Here is a 21,723-nt window from a genome sequence, read left to right as displayed (position 1 = left end):
TTTGTTAAGCTACGCGATCTTTCGCCCGCGAGAACTGCCGCATGCCCCACGCCCAAGCGTCAAGGAAGCCCTCCATGCCGTTGCACATCAAGGTGCTCCTGGGGTTCATGCTGGGCACGATCGTGGGCCTGGTGGCGCACGCCACCTCCGCCGACGCGGCATGGGTGAATACCACCATCGACTATGTCACCCAGCCGTTCGGCCAGATCTTCCTCAACCTGCTGTTCATGCTGGTGGTGCCGCTGATGTTCTCGGCGCTGGTGCTGGGCGTGGCCGAGCTGGGCGACATCGCCTCGCTGGGCCGGCTGGGCTGGAAGACGCTGAACTACACCGCGGTGGTGACCGCGCTGGCGGTCGGCATCGGCCTGCTGTGCGTCAACCTGCTGCAGCCCGGCACGCACATGGAGCCGGCCCTGGTCGCGCAGGCCATGAGCAGCGCCAAGACCGGCGAGATCGTCAGCAAGGGCAACGAACTGCGGCTGATGGACCTGCTGGTCAACATCGTGCCGCACAACATCGTCAACGCGATGGGCGACGACAGCAAGAAGCTGGGCATCGTGTTCTTCGCGCTGATGATCGGCATCGGCCTGGTGATGAAGCCGACCGCGGGCACCACCGCGTTCAAGAACGCGGTACAGGGCCTGTTCGAGGTGTGCATGCACCTGATCGGCATGTTCATCAAGCTGGCGCCGTTCGCGGTGGCGGCCTTCATGTTCAACCTGACCGCCCGGCTGGGCTGGGACGTGATCCAGAGCCTGATGTGGTTCGTGGTCACCGTGCTGCTGGCGATCGCCATCCACGGCTTCATCGTGCTGCCGCTGTGGGTGCGGCTGCTGGGCGGCATGTCGGCCCGCACCTTCTTCCGCGGTACCCAGGAGGCCACGCTGACGGCCTTCGCCACCGCTTCCTCGTCGGCCACCCTGCCGGTGACCCTGCGCGTGGCCGAGGAGAACCTGAAGCTGCCGCGCAAGGTCTCGCGCTTCGTGCTGACCGTCGGTGCCTCGGCCAACCACCATGGCACCGCGCTGTTCGAGGGCATCACCGTGCTGTTCCTGGCGCAGGTCTATGGCCTGGACCTGGGCATGCCGCAGCAGCTGATGGTGCTGCTGCTGTGCATCCTGGGCGGCATCGGCACCGCCGGCATCCCGTCCGGTTCGCTGCCGGTGATCGCGATGATCTGCGGCATCATCGGCATCAAGCCCGAGGGCATCGGCATCATCCTGGGCGTCAATACGTTCCTGGACATGTGCCGCACCTCGCTCAATGTGACCGGCGACCTCGCCACCGCGGTGGTGGTTTCGCACCGCAGCGGCGTGACCGACGACGAAGTGCCGGAAGTGGCCGACAACGCCGGCCACCACTGAGCCACCGGCGAAGCCGATACCACGAGGGTCGCCCAAGGGCGGCCTTCGCGTTTTTCCGCCCGGTGGAAGCCGGCGCCCGCCGCCGGTGGCGGCATGCCGCCCCAGGCCTTGCGCATGCCCTGCGTCGTGCCGCCGCCGGCCTGACCTGCCCGGTGCTCTGTGGGACAATAGGCCGCCCGCAGCTCCGCGGGAGCCTCCCGACCCGACGAACCATGACGCAGCCCACCCGCCGCCAGTTGGCGAACGCCATCCGTTTCCTCGCCGCCGATGCGGTGCAAGCCGCCAACTCCGGCCACCCCGGCATGCCGATGGGCATGGCCGACATCGCCGAAGTGCTCTGGAACGACTACCTCCGGCACAACCCTAACAACCCGAAGTGGTTCAACCGCGACCGCTTCGTGCTGTCCAACGGCCACGGCTCGATGCTGCAGTACGCGCTGCTGCACCTGAGCGGCTACGACCTGCCGATCGAGCAGCTCAAGGCCTTCCGCCAGCTGGGCAGCAGGACCGCCGGCCACCCGGAGCGCCATGAAACCCCGGGCGTGGAAACCACCACCGGCCCGCTGGGCCAGGGCTTCGCCAATGCCGTGGGCTTCGCGCTGGCCGAGAAGCTGCTGGCACAGCGCTACAACCGTCCCGAGTTCGAGGTCGTCGACCACCGCACCTGGGTGTTCATGGGCGACGGCTGCCTGATGGAAGGCATCTCGCACGAAGCCGCCTCGCTGGCCGGCACCTGGGGCCTGGGCAAGCTGGTCTGCTTCTGGGACGACAACAACATCTCCATCGACGGTGAAGTGGAGGGCTGGTTCACCGACGACACGCCTGCGCGCTTCGAGTCCTACGGCTGGAACGTGGTGCGTGGCGTCGACGGCCACGATCCGGAGAGCATCAAGGCCGGCATCGACGCGGCGCTGTCGCAGTTCGACAGGCCGACCCTGATCTGCTGCAAGACCACCATCGGGTTCGGTTCGCCGAACAAGGCCGGCCAGGAATCCAGCCACGGCGCGCCGCTGGGCAAGGACGAGCTGGAAGCCACGCGCAAGGCACTGGGCTGGGCGTACGGCCCGTTCGAGATCCCCGAGGAGATCTACGCCGGTTGGCGCGCGGGCGGTACCGGGACCCTGCGCCAGGCCGAGTGGGAGCAGCTGTTCGACAAGTACGCCGCGCAGTTCCCGGCCGAGGCCGAGGAGCTGACCCGCCGTTCGCATGGCGAGCTGCCGGCCGACTTCATCGCCCGCGCCGATGCCTACATCGCCCAGGTCCAGGCCGAAGCGCCGAACATCGCCTCGCGCAAGGCCTCGCAGAACGCGATCCAGGCCTTCGCGCCGCTGCTGCCGGAAATCGTCGGCGGCTCGGCCGACCTGGCCGGTTCCAATCTGACCCTGTGGAAGGGCGCGCAGAGCGTGGTCGGCGACGACCCGCAGGCCAACTACGTGCACTACGGCGTGCGCGAGTTCGGCATGAGCGCGATCGCCAACGGCCTGGCCCTGCACGGTGGCTTCCTGCCGTTCGACGCCACCTTCCTGGTGTTCAGCGACTACGCCCGCAACGCGCTGCGCATGAGCGCGCTGATCCCGGCGCACGTCATCCACGTGTTCACCCACGACTCCATCGGCCTGGGCGAGGATGGCCCGACCCACCAGCCGGTCGAGCACATCGCCTCGCTGCGCTACATCCCCAACAACGACGTGTGGCGCCCGTGCGACGCCACCGAGTCGGCGGTGAGCTGGAAGGCGGCGATCCTGCGCCGGGACAACCCCAGCTGCCTGATCTTCAGCCGCCAGAACCTGGCGCCGCAGGCGCGCAGTGCCGAACAGGTCAAGCTGATCGAGCGCGGCGGCTACGTGCTGGCCGACGCCGCCGGCACCCCGGACGTGATCCTGATCGCTACCGGCTCGGAAGTGGGACTGGCCATGGCCGCCAAGGCCGAGCTGGACGCGGCCGGCATCAAGACCCGCGTGGTGTCGATGCCGTCCACCAACGTGTTCGACCGCCAGGACCCGGGCTACCGCGAATCGGTGCTGCCGCACGCGGTGCGCGCACGCGTGGCGGTGGAAGCCGGCGTCACCGGCTTCTGGCGCCAGTACGTGGGCCTGGACGGCGCCGTGATCGGCCTGGACAGCTTCGGCGCGTCGGCACCGGCCGACAAGCTGTACCAGCACTTCGGCATCACCACCGAGGCAGTGGTCGCCGCGGCCCGGGCGCAGCTGGCGAACTGACGCGCCGCAGCGCTTCGTGATGGGAAAAGGCCGGGATTTCCCGGCCTTTTTTCTGGCGACAGGCAGCGCTTTTGCGGTCCGCACCTGGTCGCCCCTGCTCGCCGCCGCGGCATGCGCGTGCGAGCATCGGGCCATGCGTCCCGCGGGGGCGGCACTTCCGGAGAACCAGCATGAAGCGCGTGACCGGTATTGGCGGCATTTTCTTCAAGGCGAAGGACCCGGCCGCGCTGGCGGCGTGGTACCGCGACCATCTGGGGCTCGACGTCGGCGGCTGGAACGGCGCGGTCTTTCCCTGGGGAGGTGAGGGCAGCGCCCCGGGCGTGACGATCTGGAGTCCGTTCGCGGCCGACACCGCCTACATGGCGCCGGGCACCGCGTCGTTCATGGTCAACTTCCGCGTCGCCGACCTGGATGCGCTTCTCCCCGTGCTCCGTGCCGAAGGCTGCGATGTCATCGACAGGACCGAGGCCTCGGCGCAGGGAAAGTTCGGCTGGGTCATCGACCCGGAAGGCAACAAGATCGAGCTCTGGGAGCCTGCGCCGGGGCAGTAGCGCGCCGGGGAGAAGCCGAGGAAAGTGAAGCGTATCGTCGCCAACATCCGCACCGGCGAGCCGGACGCGGCCGACGCGTTCTACCGCGCGGTCCTCGGCCTGGAAGTGGTGATGGACCATGGCTGGATCGCGCATGACCACGCAGGTTAGCTTCGCCGTTGAAGGCGGATCAGGGACGCCGGTGCCGGACCTGTCGGTGGAGGTCGACGACCTGGACGAAGCGCTGGCCCGTGTCCGTGCCGCCGGCATCGCCATCGAATAGGGGCCGGCGCACGAGCCGTGGGGCGTGCGCCGGTTCTTCGTGCGCGATCCGTTCGGCAGGCGGGTGAACCTGCTGCAGCACGACTGGCCCGATTGAATGCGGCGCGTTGAAGTTCAGGTCCGCGCCGTGCGCGCCAGTGCCAGCCGCAGCAGGCGCGCGTCGAGCCATTCGCTGAAGCCGGCAGCCCGCTCCAGCCGCATGCGCTGCAGGTACATTGCATCGTTGTCGCCGGGACCCTGGCGCAGGGCGGCAAGCACGGTACGCAGCTTGCCGCCGGCACTGCCGGTGTTGGTCTTCAACCAGCCCAAGGCCCGCAGCAGGTCCTGCTCGAGCGGGGTGAAGTCGCTGCCCAGCGGGTAGTCGGGCAGGCTGCCGTCGCGACGGAACGGTGCCAGTGCCGCGGACAGGACCTGCGCGCGGTTGCGCTGCCAGTGTGCCGGCGCCACGAAGTCGCCCGCCAGCTTCTTCGCGGCCCTGGCCTGTTGCAGCAGCGGTGCCTGGAAGGCGGCGTCGGTAATGCCGGCCATCGCGATCACGCAGTCCTCGTCGGTCATGCTGCGCAGGTCGGCGATGCCGTATTCGTTGATGAAGATATCGCGCAGGTGCCGCGGGATGGTGGTGTGCCCATAGTTCCAGCGCACATTGGACTGCGCCTTGCCGGCATCGTCGCGCAGTGCGCGGAACATCAGCACGCCGCGGGCATCGTCCAGCGCGTGCGCCATGGCCACGAAGTTGTACTGGCCGCCGACCCCCGACACCACCCGGCCATCGTCCAGCGCGTCGGATACCGCCGCGCCGAGCGCGGTGGCCATCATGCAGGAGTTGAAGAAGCGCGCCTGCCGGCGCTGCAGCCGCTGCAGTGTTTCGTCGCCGCTGCGGAACTGGTTGATCTCGCTGATGCGGCGCATGCCGATGGCACGGCCCTGGTCGGCGGGCAGCTGCCGCAGCCAGTCGTAGAACTCCGGCGAGCCGAGATAGAACGCGCCATGCAGGTACTCGCCCTCCTCGGCCAGCCGCGCATGGTCGGCGGTGTAGGCGCTGCCGTTGGCCAGGCGTTGCATCAGCGCCAGGTCGTCATGCACCTTGCGACGGATCACGCCGCTCTGCACCAGCTTGCGGAAGCCCTCGTTGAGCATTTCGCTGCAGCCGTACAGGCCGATGTCGAACGGTTCCAGTCCACCGATGGCGTGCACCAGCGGATGCTGCTCCAGCGCCGGGTCCAGTGCGTGCAGTACCCTGCGGTAGCAGGCGTTGTCGGTGTGGCGCAGGACCAGGGCATGGCTGAGCGCGTCGGCCAGCGCACCGATGCCGATCTGCAGGGTGCCGCCGTCGCGCACCAGGGTGCTGGCATACAGGCCGATGGCGTAGTCGGCGTCGCTTACCGGTTGCCGCGGCAGGCCGAACAGTTTCGGATACGGACCGGGCGGGGTCAGTACCAGGTCGAAGAACCCGGCCTCGACCGTGGCGCTGCCGCCCATCCAGGGCAGTTCCGGGTCGACCTCGGCGATCAGCAGCGGGCGTGGCAGCCCGCGTGCGATGACGGCATCGATCGTGTCCTGGGTGAGATCGTTGTTGCACGACAGCGACAGCCGCGTACTGCCCTCGTGGCGGACCACTTTCTGCACGATGGCATGCGGCGCGCGCTGCGCCAGCGCATCGGCGACGTGGGTGTAGTTGAGGCTGGTGTAGGCGCGTTGCGCCTGCGCCGAACCCAGCAGTGCCCCGGACTGCATGTAGAACTCCTCCACCTGCACATGCGCGGGCAGGGCGTCGCGCGCGATCGCCAGGGCATAGGCCAGGCGCGGGAAATCCGTGCCGAAATGGCGCTCGACGAACGGCCGCAGGAAGCGCGCCTGCAATCCGTCGCCGGCGGCATCGGGCGGATCGAGCGAGAGCGCGGTGTAGAGCTGCAGCGGATGCGATGGATCGTTCTCGATGCGGGCGTACAGCGCATTGAGCAGGCGGTGCGGCTTGCCCAGCGCCAGCGGCGCGGCGATGCGCAGGGGGCCGCCGACATGGGCCAGCAGCCACGCCACGGCGGCATCGGGATCGGTCACATGATGGGGCATGGCGGGTGCATCGTTCGTGGGGAGCGGCATTACAGCATCGCTGCGATGAAGCCATGGTCGGTGCGCTTGACAGGCGTTTCGATTACTCGTGTAATCGTTGAAAATCACGGATGTAAACGATGATCCGGATCAGCGAAGCCGAAGCGGTGGTGATGGAGGTCCTGTGGGAGGCGCACCCGCTCGCGGCCGAGGACGTGATCGCGCGCGTCGCCGGGCGCAACGATTGGGCCGAAGCCACCGTCAAGACCTTGCTCAACCGCCTGCTCAACAAGGGCGCGATCAGTGCGGTGAAGGAGCGGCGGCGCTATCTGTATGCGCCGCGGGTGCAACGCGATGCATGGGTGCTGGAGGAAAGCAGCAGCCTGCTGGAGCGCCTGTTCGACGGCCGCGTGGCGCCGCTGGTGGCGCACTTCAGCCAGCACCGGAAGCTGGGTCGCGACGACGTGGCCGAACTGCGCAGGCTGCTGGAGGAGCTCGATGATGACCAGCCTTGAGTTGATGCGGGCCTTGCTGGCCACCGCCCTGGCCGGCAGTGCGGCGATGGCGGTGGTGCTGGCCCTGCGCGGCATGGTGCGGCGCCGGCTGGGTGCCAGCGCGGCGTATCTGCTGTGGCTTGCGGTGCCGGCCGCGCTGTTGGCGGTGCTGTTGCCGGCGCCGCACATGGCGGTTCCGCCGATGACGGCCATCGGCACGGCGATGTCGAATGCGGCAACGCGTACCGCGACCGGCATGTCGCCGGTACTGCCGTGGTCGGCACTGCTGGGCGCGACATGGCTGGTCGGCGCCCTGGCGACGGCCGCATGGCTGCTGCGCCAGCAGCATCGGTTCGCCCGGGGACTTGGGCGGCTGCGGCGGCGCGACGATGGGTTGTGGCAGGCGCAGGCCACCACCGGCCTGCCGGCGATCATCGGCCTGTTGCCGCCGCGCATCGTGCTGCCGGTGGATTTCGAACAGCGCTATACCGCGCAGGAGCGACGGCTGGTACTGCTGCACGAACGGGTGCACCTGCGCCGCGGCGACATCGTCGTCAACGCGCTTCTGGCGGCGATGCAGTGCCTGTACTGGTTCAACCCGCTCGTGCCGCTGGCAGTGCGCCGCTGCCGCGAGGACCAGGAATTCTCCTGCGACGAGCGTGTCATCGCCGGCGGCGGCGCGCGCCGCAGTTATGGCAACGCCATGCTCAAGACCGGGCTGGTGTCGTCGTCCCTGCCGGTGGGGTGCCCCTGGCAGGGCGAGCATCCATTGAAGGAGCGGATCGCCATGTTGAAGCATCCCGTGCCCGGCAAGAAACAATGGTTGGCGATGGTGCTGTTGTCGGCGGGCCTGTCGTCGGGGCTGGGCTTGGCGGCCTGGGCGGCGCAGCCGCTGGCGCTGCCACAGGTCGCTGCCGGCGCCGGGGCGGGGTCGACGGCGATGCAGCCCGCCACCGGGGAAACGCCGGACGCGCCGGCGCGCATGCCGGGCTTCGCCGCCATGACGCCGCCGCGCTATCCGCCGAGCATGCACACCGGGCAGGTGCTGCTGAAAGTGGAAGTGGCCGCCGACGGCACGGCCACCCGGGTCACCGTCGACCGCAGCTCCGGGCATGACGACCTGGACGAAGCGGCAATGGCGGCAGCCCGTGGGTGGACGTTCGTCCCGGCCTACAGGAATGGCAGCGCCGTGGCCGGGGAGGTTAGCGTGCCGGTGCGCTTCGAGATGGACGCCCCCTCTCCCGGCACGGGTGACGCCTCGTGATGCGGCGGCCCATGGCTGCAGCGCTGTGGCTGTCGCTGGCCGTGGCCGGCTGCGCGACGCGGCCGCCTGCCAGCGAGGCGGTGGCCGATACCTACAATGTCGGCCAGCGCCTGCTCCTGGCCGAAGCCGGCAGTGGGTCGGCAGGCGGCGTGCAGCCGTATACCCTGTCTGCCAGCGAGGTGTTCCGCATGCCCGTTCCAAGGCATGCGCCGTTGCCGGAACTGCCCGGCCTGCCGGTGCGGAACTCGCTGCCGCCGGTGACGGTCTGCCTGAATGTCGTGGTCGATGCACAGGGCGGGGTACAGCGCAGCTTCCCGCTGCTGGGCCACAGCCAGTGCGGCGCCGGCAATGACGCGGGCAACGGGTATCTGCTGCAGGCCGCGGACGATGCCGTACGGCAATGGCGCTTCGCGCCCGCGGCGATCTGCCGCTTTGACGCCGGCACCACGCCGGCGGCGCCTGACGATTGCAGCGGTGCCGCGCAGGTACAGGAGGTGCCGGTGACGCTGCCCTATGCCTTCACTTTCGAGATCGTGCAGGGACAGGCACGGGTACGCATCGAACGGACGCCCCGGTGAGCCCGGCCGGGCCGGGTGACCGTTCGATCAGCGTTGCCCGGGTGCCGTGTCCAGCAATTCGTTGAGCAGCGCCGCCAGCCGTTCGCCGGCCAGGCGCAGCTGCGCTTCGGCCAGCGGGCGCCAGGTGTCGGCATAGTCCTGGCCGATCTTGCGGTTGGCCGGGTAGATGCCCTCGCGGGTGGCGATGCGGCAGCTCTGTTCGGCCCAGCGCGTGGCGTCGCGCTGCAGTTGCGGCGCAACCACGCCCGACGGGGCGGGCAGCGCCTGCAGGCGCTGCAGGTAGTGCTCGTCGTCCAGCTGCAGGGCGTAGAACATGCCGCTGTCCCACAGCGAGTGCAGGTTGGTGCCGCGCTCGTTGAACTGCAACTGGTAGGTGTTGCCGCCCTTGTCATGGCCGTAGCCGGCATGCATGGGCTGGTGTATGTCGCCGACCAGGTGCACGACGAACTTGAGTGCCTGCAGGCGCTCGCCGTCGGAGAGGCTGCGGTCGGCCAGGCGCGCGCTCTGCGCCTTCAGTGCCTCGATCACGCAGTCGCCGTTGCGGCAGTGCCTGTGCCGGTCATAGGCGCAGCCATCCTCGGCCATGTTGATGTAGTGCCAGCCGGCCGAGCGCCTGCCCAGGCCCGGGTCCTCGGCGCGCAGCTGGTCGGCCCACGGCGCGATACCACCCAGGGTGGCGCCGTTTTCAGTGGCGAGCAGGCGCTCCACTTCCGCTTTCGCGACAGGGTCCAGGCGGGTTTCGGCAATGCGTGCGACAAGGCGGTGGCCCTGTGCGCCCCACGCGAAGGCCGGTGCGCTGGTCAGGGATGCGGCGGCCAGGATGATGCCGGAGAAGAGCAGGGGGATGCGGACGCGGATTTTCATCGCCGCATTCTAGCGGCGCGGTGGCGGATGCCGTGTGCCGAAAGTGGCGGGCCTGTCCACGAGCCCACCGCGCTTGGCTCGCGGCAGGTCATGAACAGGCCCTGGGAAACGCCCTTCCCCCTCGGTACCGGGGGAGAGGGGGGGATCAGAACGAGCGGACGTAGGCCACGCCGTAGACCAGCGGGTCGATGTTGGCGGTGCCCAGCTTGTTGCCGTTGACCTTGACCTTGGTGTCGATGTCGGCCCAGCGCAGGTCAACGCGCAGCGCATCCTTCTTGGTCAGCGCGAAGTCCAGGCCGGCATGCGCGGCCAAGCCCCACGAGTCTTCCAGCTTCAGGCGGGTACCGGCCAGCGCGCCCTTGCTGTCGGTGCTGAAGAACTTGGTGTAGTTCACGCCCAGGCCGACGAACGGGGTGACCTTGCTGCTGTTGGCGAAGTGGTACTGCAGCGAGACCACCGGCGGCAGCTGCTTGGTGCGGCCCACGGTGCCCACGCCGTCGATGCTGACGTCGTGCTGGAACGGCAGTGCGGCCAGCACTTCCACGCCCACGTTGTTGGCGACGAAGTACTCGAAGGTCACGGTCGGACGCACGCTGCTGTCCACCTTGGTCGGCAGGGCGCCCAGGCCCAGGGCCGAACCGTTGAGGTCGCCAGCGCTGGACTTCGGATCGACGTTGTGGACGCCGACGCCCAGGGTCCAGTCACCCTTGGACTGCGCCATGGCGGGGGCGGCGGACAGAACCAGGGCGGCGGCGAGGCCGGACAGCAGCAGGGCGGGGGTCTTGCGCATGGTGCGTTTCCATTGCTTGGTGAGGATGGCGCAAGTCTCCGCGTGGCGGCGGGGGCCTGCCTTGATCCGGATCAAACCCGCGTCCGCGCTCATGGCGCGTTCACGATACGGACAGCGGCGGGCGGGCTGTCCGGCGCCGGCCGGGGCCGGGGCCGCCACGGCCAGCGCGCTGGGCCCGGCTGCTACAATGAGCCCCCTTTCCACCCCCGCCGCAGCGGTCTGCGGCCGCAGGAGTTCGTGAACATGGCAATCAAGGTCGGCATCAACGGTTTCGGTCGCATCGGGCGCAACGTGCTGCGCTCGGCAGTGTTGAACTTCGGCAACGACATCGAAGTCGTGGCCATCAACGATCTGCTGGAGCCGGATTACCTGGCCTACATGCTCAAGTACGACTCCGTGCACGGCCGCTTCAAGGCCGATGTCGCCATCGAGGGCGGCCACCTGCTGGTCAACGGCAAGAAGATCCGCCTGACCCAGGAGCGCGACCCGGCCAACCTGAAGTGGGACGAGGCGGGCGTCGACGTGGTGATCGAATCCACCGGCCTGTTCCTGACCAAGGAAGCGGCGCAGAAGCACATCGATGCCGGCGCCAGGAAGGTGATCATGTCGGCACCGTCCAAGGACGACACGCCGATGTTCGTGTTCGGCGTCAACGACAAGACCTATGCCGGCCAGGCGATCATCTCCAACGCCTCGTGCACCACCAACTGCCTGGCGCCGCTGGCCAAGGTCATCAACGACAAGTGGGGCATCAAGCGTGGCCTGATGACCACCGTGCACGCCGCCACCGCCACCCAGAAGACCGTCGACGGCCCGTCCAACAAGGACTGGCGCGGTGGCCGCGGCATCCTCGAGAACATCATCCCCTCGTCCACCGGTGCGGCCAAGGCCGTGGGCGTGGTGATCCCGGAGCTCAACAAGAAGCTCACCGGCATGAGCTTCCGCGTGCCGACCTCGGACGTGTCGGTGGTCGACCTGACCGTCGAGCTGGAGAAGCCGGCCACCTATGCCGAGATCTGCGCCGAAGTGAAGGCCCAGAGCGAGGGCCCGCTGAAGGGCGTGCTGGGCTACACCGAGGACAAGGTCGTGGCCACCGATTTCCGTGGCGAGACCCACACCTCGGTGTTCGACGCCGAAGCCGGCATCGCGCTGGACTCCACCTTCGTCAAGCTGGTCAGCTGGTACGACAACGAGTGGGGCTACTCCAACAAGTGCCTGGAAATGGTGCGCGTGGTCGCGGCCTGATCCGCACCGCAGGGGTATGAAGGAAGGGCGCCGCGGGCGCCCTTCTTTTTGCCCGCGGCGGCGCGGATGCGGCAGGGCGCAGGGCGCCGTCGGGGCGGTTGTGCGGCTTGCGTTTCGACGGGGCGTGGATGAAGGTGGCGTGGCACCTTCCGGTGACAGGGACGGCGAATGGACGACGAGATCGTGTTGTTGGGGTTGCTGCTGCTGGCTGTGGTGCTGGCGGTGCCGGTGCTGCTGGTCATGGCGCTGGTATCGGTGGCCTCGCTGAAGCGGCGCGTGGCCGCGCTCGAGGACGCGCTGGCGCGCGGGCAGGCCGGCGAAGCCGGCCGCGCCGCCGATCCGGGCAACGCGCGGCATGGCCTGCCGCAGGCACGCGAGCTCCCGCCCGCGCCGGTCGAGCCCGCGCCGGAACCCGCGGTGGATGCGCCGGAGCCATTGCCGCCCACGGTTGCGCCGCCGCTGCCGCCGCTGCGCGAACCCCTCGCGCCGCTGCATGTCCGCAGCGCGCCCGCTCCCGGTCCTGCGCCCGCGCCGGAAACGACGGCAGCGGCCGGGCCGAACCTCGTCGAGCGCGGCATCGCGTACATCAGGCAGTGGTTCACCCGCGGCAACGTGCCGGTCAAGGTCGGCATGCTTGTACTGCTGGCCGGCGTGGCGGCGCTGCTCAAGTACGGCAGCGATGCCGGCTGGTTCAGTTTCCCGCCTGCGTTCCGCCTGGCCGGCATCAGCCTGGCGGCATTGGCCGGGCTGGCGTTCGCCTGGCGCAAGCGCGGGAGCCACCGTGCGTTCGCGCTGGCCCTGCAGGGCGGTGCGATAGGCGTGCTGCTGCTGGTGGTGTTCGCCGCGTTCAAGAACCACGGCCTGATCGACGCGCTGCCGGCGTTCGCGATCAGCGTGGTGCTGATCGCCGGGCTGTGCGTGATGGCGGTGCTGCAGGAGTCGCGCACGCTGGCCATCCTCGGCGTGCTGGCCGGGTTCATGGCGCCGGTCTGGCTGTCCGATGGCAGCGGCAACCATGTCGGCCTGTTCTCGTACTACGCGCTGCTCAACGCCGGCATCTTCGCCATCGCCTGGGTACGGCCGTGGCGCATCCTCAACCTGCTTGGTTTCGTCTTCACCTGGGGCATCGGCACGTTCTGGGGCGTGCTCGATTACGCGCCGGCCAAGTTCGCCAGCACCGAGCCGTTCCTGCTGCTGTTCTTCGCGTTCTACCTGTTGTTGCCGCTGCTCCATGCACGCAAGGCGGCGACCCCGGGCGGGGCGCGCATCGATGGCTGCCTGCTGTTCGGCACGCCGCTGGTGGCGTTCTCGCTGCAGGCCGCCCTGCTGCTGGGCGAGCGCATGCCGCTGGCACTGTGCGCGCTCGGCGTGGCGGTGGTCTATGCGGTGCTGGCGCGTGCATTGTGGCGCCGCGAGCGGCTGCATCTGCTGGCGCAGGGGCATGCCATCCTGGCGGTGGGCTTCGCCACGCTGGCGGTGCCGCTGGCGCTGTCGGCGCAGGCCACGGCCTCGGTCTTCGCGCTGGAAGGCGCCGGCCTGGTCTGGCTGGGCCTGATGCAGCAGCGCCGGCTGGCGCGCTGGACCGGCATCGGCCTGCAGCTGGCGGCGGCATTCGCGCTGGCGGTGGGCATCGCGGGCGCCCATGCCATCCCTGGCGGTGCCGGGCACGCCGTCGCCAACGCGACTTTCATGGGCGCGCTGCTGGTCGCGCTGGCCGGTTTCGCCAGCGCGTGGCTGTACCGCGGCGCCGGCAACAGGCTGCTGGCCGTGATCGCCTATGCCTGGGGCCTGGCCTGGTGGATGGGCAATGCCGGTACCGAGATCGCGCGCTTCGTGGAGCCGCGCAGCGTCCTGCACGCGATGCTGCTGCTGCTGGGCGTGAGCGGCTGGCTGGCGGCCGAGGTGCACCGCCGCCGGCCGGCGCTGGCACTGTCGCTGACCACGCTGGGGTACCTGGTACTGGCGTTCCCGCTGGCGTTCCTGCAGCTCGGCGCATACGGCCAGCCGTTTGCCGGCCATGGTGCCTGGGCTTGGCCGCTGTTCGCCGCACTGGGCCTGCGCAGCCTGTTGTGCCTGCGCGCGGCGGGCGATGCCATCGCCGGCGCGGCGCAGCTTGCCTGGTGGCTGCTGTGGCCGACGGTGCTGTCGCTGTTGTCCTGGCACCTGGGCACGCGCTTCGAACTGGCCGGGGGCTGGGTCGGCATGCTGCTGGCGCTGCCGTGGCTGCTGCTGGCGGCGATATCGATCCACCGCTGGCGCTGGCTGGCGCAGCCGCTGGGTGCCGCGTTCGACCGCTACCGGCCGGTCCTGCAGGCGGCGATCTTCGCGGTGCTGGGCCTGTGGTGGCTGGTCTCGCTGGCCAGCGCCGGGGCTGCGGCGCCGTTGCCGTGGATCGCGCTGCTCAACCCGCTGGACCTGGCGCAACTGGCGGTGCTGGTACTGGCGGCGATGGTGCTGTGGTCCGCCGATGCGGGCCCGCGGCTGGCGGGGCTGCGCCGGGGGCTGCTGCCGTTGGCGGCGCTGCTGCTGGTCAGCACCATCACCCTGCGCGCCGTGCATCACTGGGGCGGCATCGACTGGAATGGCCGCCTGATCGACACCAGCCTGGCGCAGACCAGCCTGACCGTGGTGTGGAGCCTGCTGGGCGTGATCGGCTGGGTAAGCGGCTCGCGCCGCGGGCAATGGGCCGTGTGGCTGGCCGGTGCGATCCTGATGGGCGTGGTACTGGCCAAGCTGCTGCTGATCGACCGCGCCAACCTGGGCGACCTGCTGGGCATCGGTGCCTTCATCGCCTACGGACTGCTGTGCACGCTGGTCGGCTGGCTGGCGCCGGCCCCGCCGCGCCACCGTGGCAACGACCCGCAACCGGAGGAGGCATCCGCATGATCAGGCGTTTGTGGTGGATGGCGCTGCTGCCGCTGGCGGCACAGGCGGCCGACGATTTCGCCATGCAGTGGCCGCTGCAGCCGGCGCATCCCGATGCCGGCGCGTATCGCGTGGTGCTGGATGCCGGGGTCTACCGTGCGGCGTACTGGCGCGACCTGCGCGATGTGCAGGTGATCGACGCCGACGGCAAGCCGATGGCCAGCGCGGTACAGGCCGCGGCCACGCCGATCGCCGGGCCGGCACGGCAGGTGGAACTGGATTGGTTCGCCGTGCCCGCCGGTGCCGCCACGACCATGGGTGGAGACCTGAGCGTGGTGGTGCAGCGCGATGCCGGTGGCAACGTGGTGTCGGTGCGCAATGCGCTGGGCACCGCCGCCGCGGGCCAGGGCGACCCGGCATTGCTGGTGGACCTGGGACGGCAGGCCGGGCAGGTGCGGGCATTGCGCGTGGAATGGGAAGGCGAGCCGGCGGCGCTGGACCTGGGCTACCGGCTGGAGGGCAGCGATGACCTGCGCCGCTGGCAGGTGCTGGACCCGGAAGTACGGCTGGTACGGCTGCGCAACCAGGGGCGGCAGCTGAGCAGCGACCGCGTGGCGGTGCCCACGGCGTCGCGTTACCTGCGGCTGGTGCCGCTGCAGCATGAAGGCGCGCCGCCGCTGCGTGCGTTGCATGGCGAGCTTGCCGGCGATGCGGTCGCCGACGATTGGCAGTGGGTCGAGCTGGCCGCATCGGCACCCGGCGACGACCCGGCGGCCCGGTTCGGCTATCAGGTCCAGGGCCGTTTCCCGGTGCAGCGGGTGGACGTGGCGATGCCGGCCAACACCGCGGTGGCATGGACCGTGTCCAGCCGCGACGAGGATCGCCGGCAGGCCGGTGCGGAGCCGGCCTGGCAGGTGCATGCCCGCGGCTGGAACACCTGGACGCTGCAGGAAGGCGGGCGCCGGCAGGCCTCGGCACCGCTGCAGCTCGGGCAGGAAACCAGTGACCGCGACTGGCAGCTGCAGGCCGAACCGGCCGTGGCCGGCACGCCCGCGCCGACCCTGAAACTGGGCTACCGGCCGGGCAGCGTGGTGTTCCTGGCCCAGGGCCGCGCGCCGTATCGGCTGGTTGCCGGCAACGCGCGGGCGGCCACCCGCGAAAGCAGCCTGGAGCCGATGCTGGCCGCGCTGCGTGCGCGCAACGGCGCGCAGTGGCAGCCGACGGTGGCGCGTCTCGGCGAAGGCGCGGTAAGCGCGGGCGACAAGGCCTATGCGCCGGCGGCACCGGTACGCGACTGGAAGAGCCTGCTGCTGTGGGCGGTGCTGGTGGCCGGCGCGCTGGCGGTGGCCGGCTTTGCGATCAGCCTGCTGCGCGGCGCCCGTCCCGCGAACGGCTGAGGCGGACACCGCGGGCGTCCCGTCTGCCGCGGCGGGCCTCAGCGGGCAGGTACCCCGGCATGCCCCTGCGCGTACGTGGCCTGCGGGTCGATGAAGTCCCGCCGCAGCAGTCCGTAAAGCGCGCTGTCGGCGCATTCGCCGTTGACCTGCCAGCGTTCGCGCAGCGTGCCTTCGCGGACGAAGCCCAGCTTTTCGACCAGCCGGCACGAGGCCAGGTTGCGCGGGTCGATGTCGGCTTCGATCCGGCGCAGGCCCATGCCGTCGAACAGATGGCGCAGGATCATGCGCAGCGCCTCGCTGGCCAGCCCGCGCCCCTGCCAGTCGCGATGCAGGCTGTAGCCGATCTCGGCGCGACCCTGCTCCAGGTTCATCGCGAACACCGCGCTGCTGCCGATGAGCAGGTCGCTGCGTGCATCGGCGATGGCCCAGACCAGGATGTCCAGTTCGCGCCTCTGGCGGCGGATCTCGGCCAGCTTCTGCTCGGCCTGGGCCGGCCGGGTCCAGGCCGGACAGCTCCAGTAGCGCATCACCTGCGGATCGCTGTGGATGGCGAACAGGGCCGGCGCATCGTCCTCGCGCGGTTCGCGCAGGCGCAGGCGCAGGCTGGACAGTTCCGGTTGCGGCAGGCGCGTCGGCATCGGGCGTACCTCGGGTTTGCCCCGCCAGCGGGGGCGGGCGAGAATCACGGTTTACCGACAGTCTTCCGGAGCCGACCCGCCCTGTCCATCGTCCGCAAGGCCCAGTTCGACCCCGCCGGCAAGCGCCTGCGGGTTGAGCGGGGCACGAGGCGGCCAGGGTGGACTGCCGCGTCGGCCAGCCGCGCTGCCGGGACCGACGTTCCCAGCCCGGCATGCCGTGCCATGGCCGGCGGCTCCACGACGTCCCCCACTCCTTCCCGAGAAGCCAGAGAATTGCCCATGTCCATCGTTCGCATGACCGACCTTGATCTTTCCGGCAAGCGTGTCCTGATCCGCCAGGATCTCAACGTGCCGATCGACGACAACGGCACGATCACCTCCGAACAGCGCATCACCGCCTCGCTGCCTACCCTGAAGCTGGCGCTGGAGAAGGGCGCCGCCGTGCTGGTGACCTCGCACCTTGGGCGACCGAAGGAAGGCGTGTGGAGCGAGGCCGACTCGCTGGCGCCGGTGGCCGCGCGCCTGTCCCAGCTGCTGGGTGTCGAGGTGCCGCTGGTCAAGGACTGGGTGGACGGCGTGGACGTGGCCCCGGGCAGGATCGTGCTGCTGGAGAACTGCCGCATGAACGTGGGCGAGGGCAAGGATGACGAAGCCCTGTCGAAGAAGTACGCCGCGCTGTGCGACGTGTTCGTGATGGATGCCTTCGGTACCGCGCACCGTGCGCAGGCCTCGACCCATGGCGTGATCCGCTTCGCCCCGGTCGCCGCCGGTGGCCCGCTGCTGATGGCCGAGCTGGATGCGCTGGACAAGGCGCTGGCCAACCCCGCGCGGCCGCTGCTGGCGATCGTCGCCGGCTCCAAGGTCTCGACCAAGCTCGAGCTGCTCTCCAGCCTGGTCGGCAAGGTCGACCAGCTGATCGTCGGCGGCGGCATCGCCAACACCTTCATCGCCGCCGAGGGCCATGGCGTGGGCAAGTCGCTGGTCGAGAACGACCTGCTGGAAACGGCCCGCAGCATCGACGCGGCCGCCCGGGCGCGCGGTGCCGAGATCCCGCTGCCGGTCGACGTGGTCGTGGCCCCGGCCTTTGCCGCCGATGCGCCGGCCACCATCAAGGCGGTCGATGCGGTGGGTGCCGACGACATGATCCTGGACATCGGCCCGCAGACCGCCGCGCAGTACGCCGTGCTGATCGCCAGGGCCGGCACCGTGGTGTGGAACGGCCCGGTCGGGGTGTTCGAGTTCGATGCCTTCGGCAAGGGGACCGAAGCGCTGGCCCGCGCCATCGCCGCGTCCAGCGCATTCTCCATCGCCGGCGGTGGCGACACCCTGGCCGCGGTGGACAAGTACGGCATCGCCGACAAGGTCAGCTACATCTCCACCGGCGGCGGTGCGTTCCTGGAGTTCCTCGAGGGCAAGACCCTGCCGGCGGTGGCGGCGCTGGAGGCCCGCGGGGCGTGAGCCGCGATGTGCTGTTCTTCGATCTCGACGGCACGCTGATCGATTCGGCCGTCGGCATCACCCGCTGCGTGGCCTACGCTTTGGAGCGGATGCAGCAGCCGGTGCCGCCGCCGGCCGAGCTGCGCCGCTGGATCGGACCGGCGCTGCGCACCAGCTTCACCCCGCTGTTCGGCGATGCGCAGCGCGTCGAACAGGCGGTGGCGCTGTATCGCGAACGCTTCGAACTGCACGGCTGGCAGGAACATGACGTCTATGCCGGCATCGGCGAGGTGGTGCAGGGGCTGCATGCCGCCGGCCACCGGCTGGCGGTGGTCACGGCCAAGAACGAGCCGCACGCGCGGCGGATCGTGGAGCACCTGCCGTTCGGCGGCTGTTTCGAGGACGTGATCGGTGCCACCGCCGACGGCGTGCGCAGCCACAAGCCGGAGTTGATCGCCGAAGCCCTGCAGCGGTTGTCGCTGGCGCCCGCGCAGTGCTGGATGATCGGCGACCGGCGCATGGACATCGAGGGCGCGCGCCACCATGGCATGCGCAACGTCGGCGTCCTGTGGGGCTTCGGTGGCCGCGAGGAACTGAGCGCTGCCGGTGCCGGTTCGCTGGCCGGCACGCCCGCCGAGCTGGCGCGGCAGCTGGCGCGCTGACCTCACCGCAGCGGCGGGCGGAGCGCGGCGTACGCTGAAGCCGCGCGCGCCGTGTATGCGCGCCGGCGGGCTACAGCCGCAACCGGTCCGTCGCATGCGCCGGTCGTTGCCGTCGCGTTGTCCTGGCTGGCCGCCGGGCTGTCCCATGCCGACAAGTCGAGACTCGTGCGTGTCTGGTTGCTGCTTGGTTGGCGACAGCGCGGTGCAGGGTGATGGCGATGTCCGGACATGCTGTCCGCGCTGTCTGCGGGACAGCGTGGAAAGTGTCTTCTGAAATCGTATGCGACATCGTTGTCATGCACTGGATATGCTAATTTCGGCGGCCTTTCAGGGAGTTTTTGCACCATGATCGAACGCCAGCGCCGCACCAAGATCCTCGCCACCCTCGGACCGGCCACCGATGCGCCGGGCGTGCTCGACGATCTGTTCCGCGCCGGTGTCAACGTGGTGCGCCTGAACTTCTCCCATGGCGATCCGTCCGGCCAGGCCAAGCGCGCCGCCGAAGTGCGTGCCGCCGCGAACCGGGTCGGTGTGGAAGTGGGCATCCTGGCCGACCTGCCGGGCCCGAAGATCCGCATCGAGCGCTTCGCCGAAGGCAAGGTGCAGCTCAAGGCCGGTGACCGCTTCGACCTGATCGCCAAGGCCGACGCGGCGCCCGGCGACGCCACCCAGGTGGGCGTGAGCTACTTCGGCCTGCCGCAGGACGTGGGCCCCGGCGACGTATTGCTGCTGGACGATGGCCTGATGCAGCTGCAGGTGGTGGAGGTGCAGGGCGAGCGCATCATCAACACCGTGCTCAACGACGGCGTGTTGTCCGACCGCAAGGGCCTGAACAAGCAGGGCGGCGGCCTGTCGCTGGGCGCGCTGACCGAGCGCGACAAGGAGCTGATCGGCATCGTGGCGAAGATCGGCGTGGACTTCATCGCCGTCTCGTTCTGCCGCAACGCGCAGGACATGAACGATGCCCGCGCCATTGCCCGCCAGCATGGCTGCGATGCGGCGCTGGTCTCCAAGATCGAGCGTACCGAGGCGATCGAGAACCTGGAGGAGATCGTCGAGGCCAGCGACGTGGTGATGGTCGCGCGCGGCGACCTGGGCGTGGAAATCGGCGACGCCGAACTGCCGGGCCTGCAGAAGAAGATCATCAAGGCCGCGCTGGCGCAGAACAAGGTGGTGATCACCGCCACGCAGATGCTGCAGTCGATGGTCGAAAGCCCGATCCCGACCCGCGCCGAAGTGCTGGACGTGGCCAATTCGGTCATCGACGGCACCGACGCGGTGATGTTGTCGGCCGAGACCGCCGCCGGCGCCTATCCGGTCAAGGCGGTCGAGGCGATGGCGCGCATCTGCCTCGGTGCCGAACGCCAGTTCCAGATCGACACCGATTTCAACGCCTCGCCGCGCAACCTGGAGCGCGCCGACCAGGCCATCGCCATGGCCACCATGTTCCTGTCCCAGCACGTGGGCGTGCGCGCGATCGTGGCGATGACCGAGTCCGGCGGCACCGCGCGTTACCTGTCGCGGTTCCGCGCCAAGGCGCCGGTGTTCGCGGTGACCCGCCACGATGGCGCACGCCGGCAGATGGCGTTGATGCGCGACGTGTTCCCGATCAACTTCGACAGCCGTGGCTTCACCCCGCGCGAAGCCGCGCGCGGCAGCATCCGCCTGCTGGTCGAGGCCGGCCTGCTGCAGGCCGGTGACCGCGTCGTTTTCACCAGCGGCGAGCACATGGAAACCCACGGTGCCACCAACACCCTGCGCCTGCTCGAAGTCGGCAATGACGGCCGCGCCAGCGGACTGGGCGAACTCTGACCGACATGCCTGCACGGGCCACCACGGTGGCCCGTGCGTGACCGCGGTGGACAGGAATTGTCCTGGCGGGTGGATTGAAACCGGTTCCAGTGCGTCCTCACGGCCGGCCAACGACGGCCGCGGGCTATAATCCGGGTTTTCCCGCACCCCGTCACAGGAACTTCATGAGCATCGAACTGCTGGCTGAAACCGCCCAGGCCATGGTCGCCCCGGGCAAGGGCATCATCGCCATCGACGAATCCACCGGCACGATCGCCAAGCGCTTCGCCAGCGTCGGCATCGAGAACACCGAAGAGAACCGCCGTGCCTACCGCGAGCTGCTGCTGACCACGCCCAAGCTCAACGAGCACATTTCCGGCGCGATCCTGTACGACGAAACCATCCGCCAGAGCACCCGCGACGGCGTGCCGTTCGCCAAGTACATGGCCGACCACGGCATGATCCCGGGCATCAAGGTCGACAAGGGCGCGCACCCGCTGGCCGGCTGCCCGGGCGAACTGGTCACCGAAGGCCTGGACGGCCTGCGCGAGCGCCTGCAGGAGTACTACAAGCTGGGCGCGCGCTTCGCCAAGTGGCGTGCGGTCATCAACATCGGCGAGAGCATCCCGTCGGGCACCTGCATCGAGTCCAACGCCCACGCGCTGGCCCGTTACGCCGCGCTGTGCCAGGAATGCGGCCTGGTGCCGATGGTCGAGCCGGAAGTGATCATGGACGGCGACCACGACATCGAGACCTGCTACGAAGTCACCGAAGCCACCCTGCGCTCGCTGTTCGACGCGCTGTACCAGCAGAACGTGCTGCTGGAAGGCACCATCCTGAAGGCCTCGATGGTCATCTCCGGCAAGGACTGCGACGAGCAGGCCGATGTCGAGGAAGTGGCCGAAGCCACCGTGATGTGCCTGAAGAGCACCGTGCCGGCGATCCTGCCGGGCGTGGTGTTCCTGTCCGGCGGCCAGAGCGACGAGCAGTCCACCGCGCACCTGAACGCCATGAACCAGCTCGACAAGCTGCCGTGGCCGCTGAGCTTCTCCTACGGCCGCGCCATGCAGCAGGCCGCCTTGAAGCTGTGGGCCAAGGACATGAAGGGCAACTACGAGGCCGCGCAGAAGACCGTGTACGAGCGTGCCCGGGAAAACGGCCTGGCCGCGCTGGGCAAGTGGGAAGGCTGACCGGCCCCTGCCCGTGATGGATGTGGAAACGCCGGCCCTGTGCCGGCGTTTCCATGTATGCAGG

Annotated in this window: 17 protein-coding genes and 1 pseudogene; 14 read left to right on the top strand and 4 right to left on the bottom strand. The window is 69.6% G+C overall.

The window, feature by feature from the left end:
* Positions 1 to 41: 41 nt before the first annotated feature.
* From QQA12_RS12560 to QQA12_RS12545, 4 genes and pseudogenes are all read left to right on the top strand, one after another.
* Positions 42 to 1,364, top strand: a complete 1,323-nt coding sequence (locus tag QQA12_RS12560) for a dicarboxylate/amino acid:cation symporter (RefSeq protein WP_226049478.1) — start codon at positions 42 to 44, stop codon at positions 1,362 to 1,364.
* Between the two features lie 212 nt (positions 1,365 to 1,576).
* The gene (gene tkt / locus QQA12_RS12555; protein ID WP_054667336.1) at positions 1,577 to 3,583 is read left to right on the top strand and encodes a transketolase; all 2,007 of its coding nucleotides are present in this window, start codon (positions 1,577 to 1,579) and stop codon (positions 3,581 to 3,583) included.
* A 170-nt stretch (positions 3,584 to 3,753) separates the two neighbouring features.
* Positions 3,754 to 4,134, top strand: a complete 381-nt coding sequence (locus QQA12_RS12550) for a VOC family protein (protein ID WP_226049477.1) — start codon at positions 3,754 to 3,756, stop codon at positions 4,132 to 4,134.
* 24 nt (positions 4,135 to 4,158) lie between these two features.
* Positions 4,159 to 4,492, top strand: a pseudogene (locus tag QQA12_RS12545) (VOC family protein).
* A gap of 17 nt (positions 4,493 to 4,509) precedes the next feature.
* Here the strand turns inward: QQA12_RS12545 and QQA12_RS12540 are convergent.
* On the bottom strand, positions 4,510 to 6,465 hold the full coding sequence (locus tag QQA12_RS12540; RefSeq protein ID WP_226049476.1) for an acetyl-CoA hydrolase/transferase C-terminal domain-containing protein: 1,956 nt from the start codon (positions 6,463 to 6,465) through the stop codon (positions 4,510 to 4,512).
* Positions 6,466 to 6,584: 119 nt separating this feature from the next.
* Here QQA12_RS12540 and QQA12_RS12535 point away from each other — a divergent pair, with 119 nt between their 5' ends.
* From QQA12_RS12535 to QQA12_RS12525, 3 genes are read left to right on the top strand one after another with little or no spacing between them, the layout of a single operon-like run.
* Positions 6,585 to 6,959, top strand: coding sequence for a BlaI/MecI/CopY family transcriptional regulator (locus QQA12_RS12535; RefSeq protein ID WP_054667330.1), 375 nt, complete (start codon positions 6,585 to 6,587; stop codon positions 6,957 to 6,959).
* Positions 6,946 to 8,202, top strand: coding sequence for a TonB family protein (locus QQA12_RS12530; protein WP_162486452.1), 1,257 nt, complete (start codon positions 6,946 to 6,948; stop codon positions 8,200 to 8,202). Before QQA12_RS12535 ends, QQA12_RS12530 begins: the two co-directional genes overlap by 14 nt.
* Before the next feature lie 11 nt (positions 8,203 to 8,213).
* Positions 8,214 to 8,780 (top strand): hypothetical protein, encoded by a 567-nt coding sequence (locus QQA12_RS12525; RefSeq protein ID WP_056931197.1) that lies wholly within the window; start codon positions 8,214 to 8,216, stop codon positions 8,778 to 8,780.
* A gap of 27 nt (positions 8,781 to 8,807) precedes the next feature.
* On the opposite strand, the gene QQA12_RS12520 is transcribed toward QQA12_RS12525, so the two are convergent.
* Positions 8,808 to 9,644 carry a S1/P1 nuclease gene (locus QQA12_RS12520; RefSeq protein ID WP_054667324.1) on the bottom strand — a complete coding sequence of 279 codons (837 nt, stop codon included), beginning with the start codon at positions 9,642 to 9,644 and terminating at the stop codon, positions 8,808 to 8,810.
* Positions 9,645 to 9,789: 145 nt separating this feature from the next.
* Positions 9,790 to 10,434 (bottom strand): OmpW family outer membrane protein, encoded by a 645-nt coding sequence (locus tag QQA12_RS12515; RefSeq protein WP_054668757.1) that lies wholly within the window; start codon positions 10,432 to 10,434, stop codon positions 9,790 to 9,792.
* 243 nt (positions 10,435 to 10,677) lie between these two features.
* On the opposite strand from QQA12_RS12515, the gene gap reads away from it, so the two are divergent.
* The 3 genes from gap (at position 10,678) to QQA12_RS12500 (ending at position 15,941) form a co-directional block, all read left to right on the top strand.
* Entirely contained in the window at positions 10,678 to 11,679 is a 1,002-nt protein-coding gene (gap, locus tag QQA12_RS12510) for a type I glyceraldehyde-3-phosphate dehydrogenase (protein ID WP_054668756.1), read from the top strand.
* Between the two features lie 168 nt (positions 11,680 to 11,847).
* Positions 11,848 to 14,565, top strand: coding sequence for a DUF2339 domain-containing protein (locus QQA12_RS12505; RefSeq protein ID WP_226049475.1), 2,718 nt, complete (start codon positions 11,848 to 11,850; stop codon positions 14,563 to 14,565).
* Positions 14,562 to 15,941: a DUF3999 domain-containing protein gene (locus tag QQA12_RS12500; protein WP_182212734.1), complete on the top strand. Its 1,380-nt coding sequence runs from the start codon at positions 14,562 to 14,564 to the stop codon at positions 15,939 to 15,941. The genes QQA12_RS12505 and QQA12_RS12500 overlap by 4 nt, the downstream gene beginning before the upstream one ends.
* 38 nt (positions 15,942 to 15,979) lie before the next feature.
* Here QQA12_RS12500 and QQA12_RS12495 read toward each other — a convergent pair whose 3' ends face one another.
* On the bottom strand, positions 15,980 to 16,579 hold the full coding sequence (locus tag QQA12_RS12495) for a GNAT family protein (protein WP_226049474.1): 600 nt from the start codon (positions 16,577 to 16,579) through the stop codon (positions 15,980 to 15,982).
* A gap of 279 nt (positions 16,580 to 16,858) precedes the next feature.
* Between QQA12_RS12495 and QQA12_RS12490 the strand changes: the two genes are divergently transcribed.
* The 4 genes from QQA12_RS12490 (at position 16,859) to QQA12_RS12475 (ending at position 21,659) form a co-directional block, all read left to right on the top strand.
* The gene (locus QQA12_RS12490) at positions 16,859 to 18,037 is read left to right on the top strand and encodes a phosphoglycerate kinase (RefSeq protein ID WP_226049473.1); all 1,179 of its coding nucleotides are present in this window, start codon (positions 16,859 to 16,861) and stop codon (positions 18,035 to 18,037) included.
* A complete protein-coding gene (locus QQA12_RS12485) occupies positions 18,034 to 18,678 on the top strand; it encodes an HAD hydrolase-like protein (protein WP_226049472.1) in 645 nt (214 codons plus the stop codon). The genes QQA12_RS12490 and QQA12_RS12485 overlap by 4 nt, the downstream gene beginning before the upstream one ends.
* Positions 18,679 to 19,023: 345 nt before the next feature.
* Positions 19,024 to 20,490, top strand: coding sequence for a pyruvate kinase (gene pyk, locus QQA12_RS12480; RefSeq protein ID WP_226049471.1), 1,467 nt, complete (start codon positions 19,024 to 19,026; stop codon positions 20,488 to 20,490).
* A 164-nt stretch (positions 20,491 to 20,654) separates the two neighbouring features.
* Complete coding sequence (locus QQA12_RS12475) at positions 20,655 to 21,659, top strand: class I fructose-bisphosphate aldolase (RefSeq protein ID WP_056931203.1); 1,005 nt, start codon at positions 20,655 to 20,657, stop codon at positions 21,657 to 21,659.
* Positions 21,660 to 21,723 lie beyond the last annotated feature (64 nt).

Origin of the sequence: Stenotrophomonas sp. 17(2023), assembly GCF_030345315.1 — a bacterium.
Taxonomy (GTDB): domain Bacteria; phylum Pseudomonadota; class Gammaproteobacteria; order Xanthomonadales; family Xanthomonadaceae; genus Stenotrophomonas; species Stenotrophomonas acidaminiphila.
Note: the sequence above shows the minus strand (reverse complement) of the source record. Positions and strands in the feature narration are given on the sequence as shown.

What these genes read in the sequence shown, in the direction of transcription:
- QQA12_RS12560 (WP_226049478.1), top strand. Translation starts at nt 42, where the DNA reads ATGCCCCACGCCCAAGCGTCAAGGAAGCCCTCCATGCCGTTGCACATC.
- tkt (WP_054667336.1), top strand. Translation starts at nt 1,577, where the DNA reads ATGACGCAGCCCACCCGCCGCCAGTTGGCGAACGCCATCCGTTTCCTC.
- QQA12_RS12550 (WP_226049477.1), top strand. Translation starts at nt 3,754, where the DNA reads ATGAAGCGCGTGACCGGTATTGGCGGCATTTTCTTCAAGGCGAAGGAC.
- QQA12_RS12540 (WP_226049476.1), bottom strand. Translation starts at nt 6,465, where the DNA reads ATGCCCCATCATGTGACCGATCCCGATGCCGCCGTGGCGTGGCTGCTG.
- QQA12_RS12535 (WP_054667330.1), top strand. Translation starts at nt 6,585, where the DNA reads ATGATCCGGATCAGCGAAGCCGAAGCGGTGGTGATGGAGGTCCTGTGG.
- QQA12_RS12530 (WP_162486452.1), top strand. Translation starts at nt 6,946, where the DNA reads ATGACCAGCCTTGAGTTGATGCGGGCCTTGCTGGCCACCGCCCTGGCC.
- QQA12_RS12525 (WP_056931197.1), top strand. Translation starts at nt 8,214, where the DNA reads ATGGCTGCAGCGCTGTGGCTGTCGCTGGCCGTGGCCGGCTGCGCGACG.
- QQA12_RS12520 (WP_054667324.1), bottom strand. Translation starts at nt 9,644, where the DNA reads ATGAAAATCCGCGTCCGCATCCCCCTGCTCTTCTCCGGCATCATCCTG.
- QQA12_RS12515 (WP_054668757.1), bottom strand. Translation starts at nt 10,434, where the DNA reads ATGCGCAAGACCCCCGCCCTGCTGCTGTCCGGCCTCGCCGCCGCCCTG.
- gap (WP_054668756.1), top strand. Translation starts at nt 10,678, where the DNA reads ATGGCAATCAAGGTCGGCATCAACGGTTTCGGTCGCATCGGGCGCAAC.
- QQA12_RS12505 (WP_226049475.1), top strand. Translation starts at nt 11,848, where the DNA reads ATGGACGACGAGATCGTGTTGTTGGGGTTGCTGCTGCTGGCTGTGGTG.
- QQA12_RS12500 (WP_182212734.1), top strand. Translation starts at nt 14,562, where the DNA reads ATGATCAGGCGTTTGTGGTGGATGGCGCTGCTGCCGCTGGCGGCACAG.
- QQA12_RS12495 (WP_226049474.1), bottom strand. Translation starts at nt 16,579, where the DNA reads ATGCCGACGCGCCTGCCGCAACCGGAACTGTCCAGCCTGCGCCTGCGC.
- QQA12_RS12490 (WP_226049473.1), top strand. Translation starts at nt 16,859, where the DNA reads ATGTCCATCGTTCGCATGACCGACCTTGATCTTTCCGGCAAGCGTGTC.
- pyk (WP_226049471.1), top strand. Translation starts at nt 19,024, where the DNA reads ATGATCGAACGCCAGCGCCGCACCAAGATCCTCGCCACCCTCGGACCG.
- QQA12_RS12475 (WP_056931203.1), top strand. Translation starts at nt 20,655, where the DNA reads ATGAGCATCGAACTGCTGGCTGAAACCGCCCAGGCCATGGTCGCCCCG.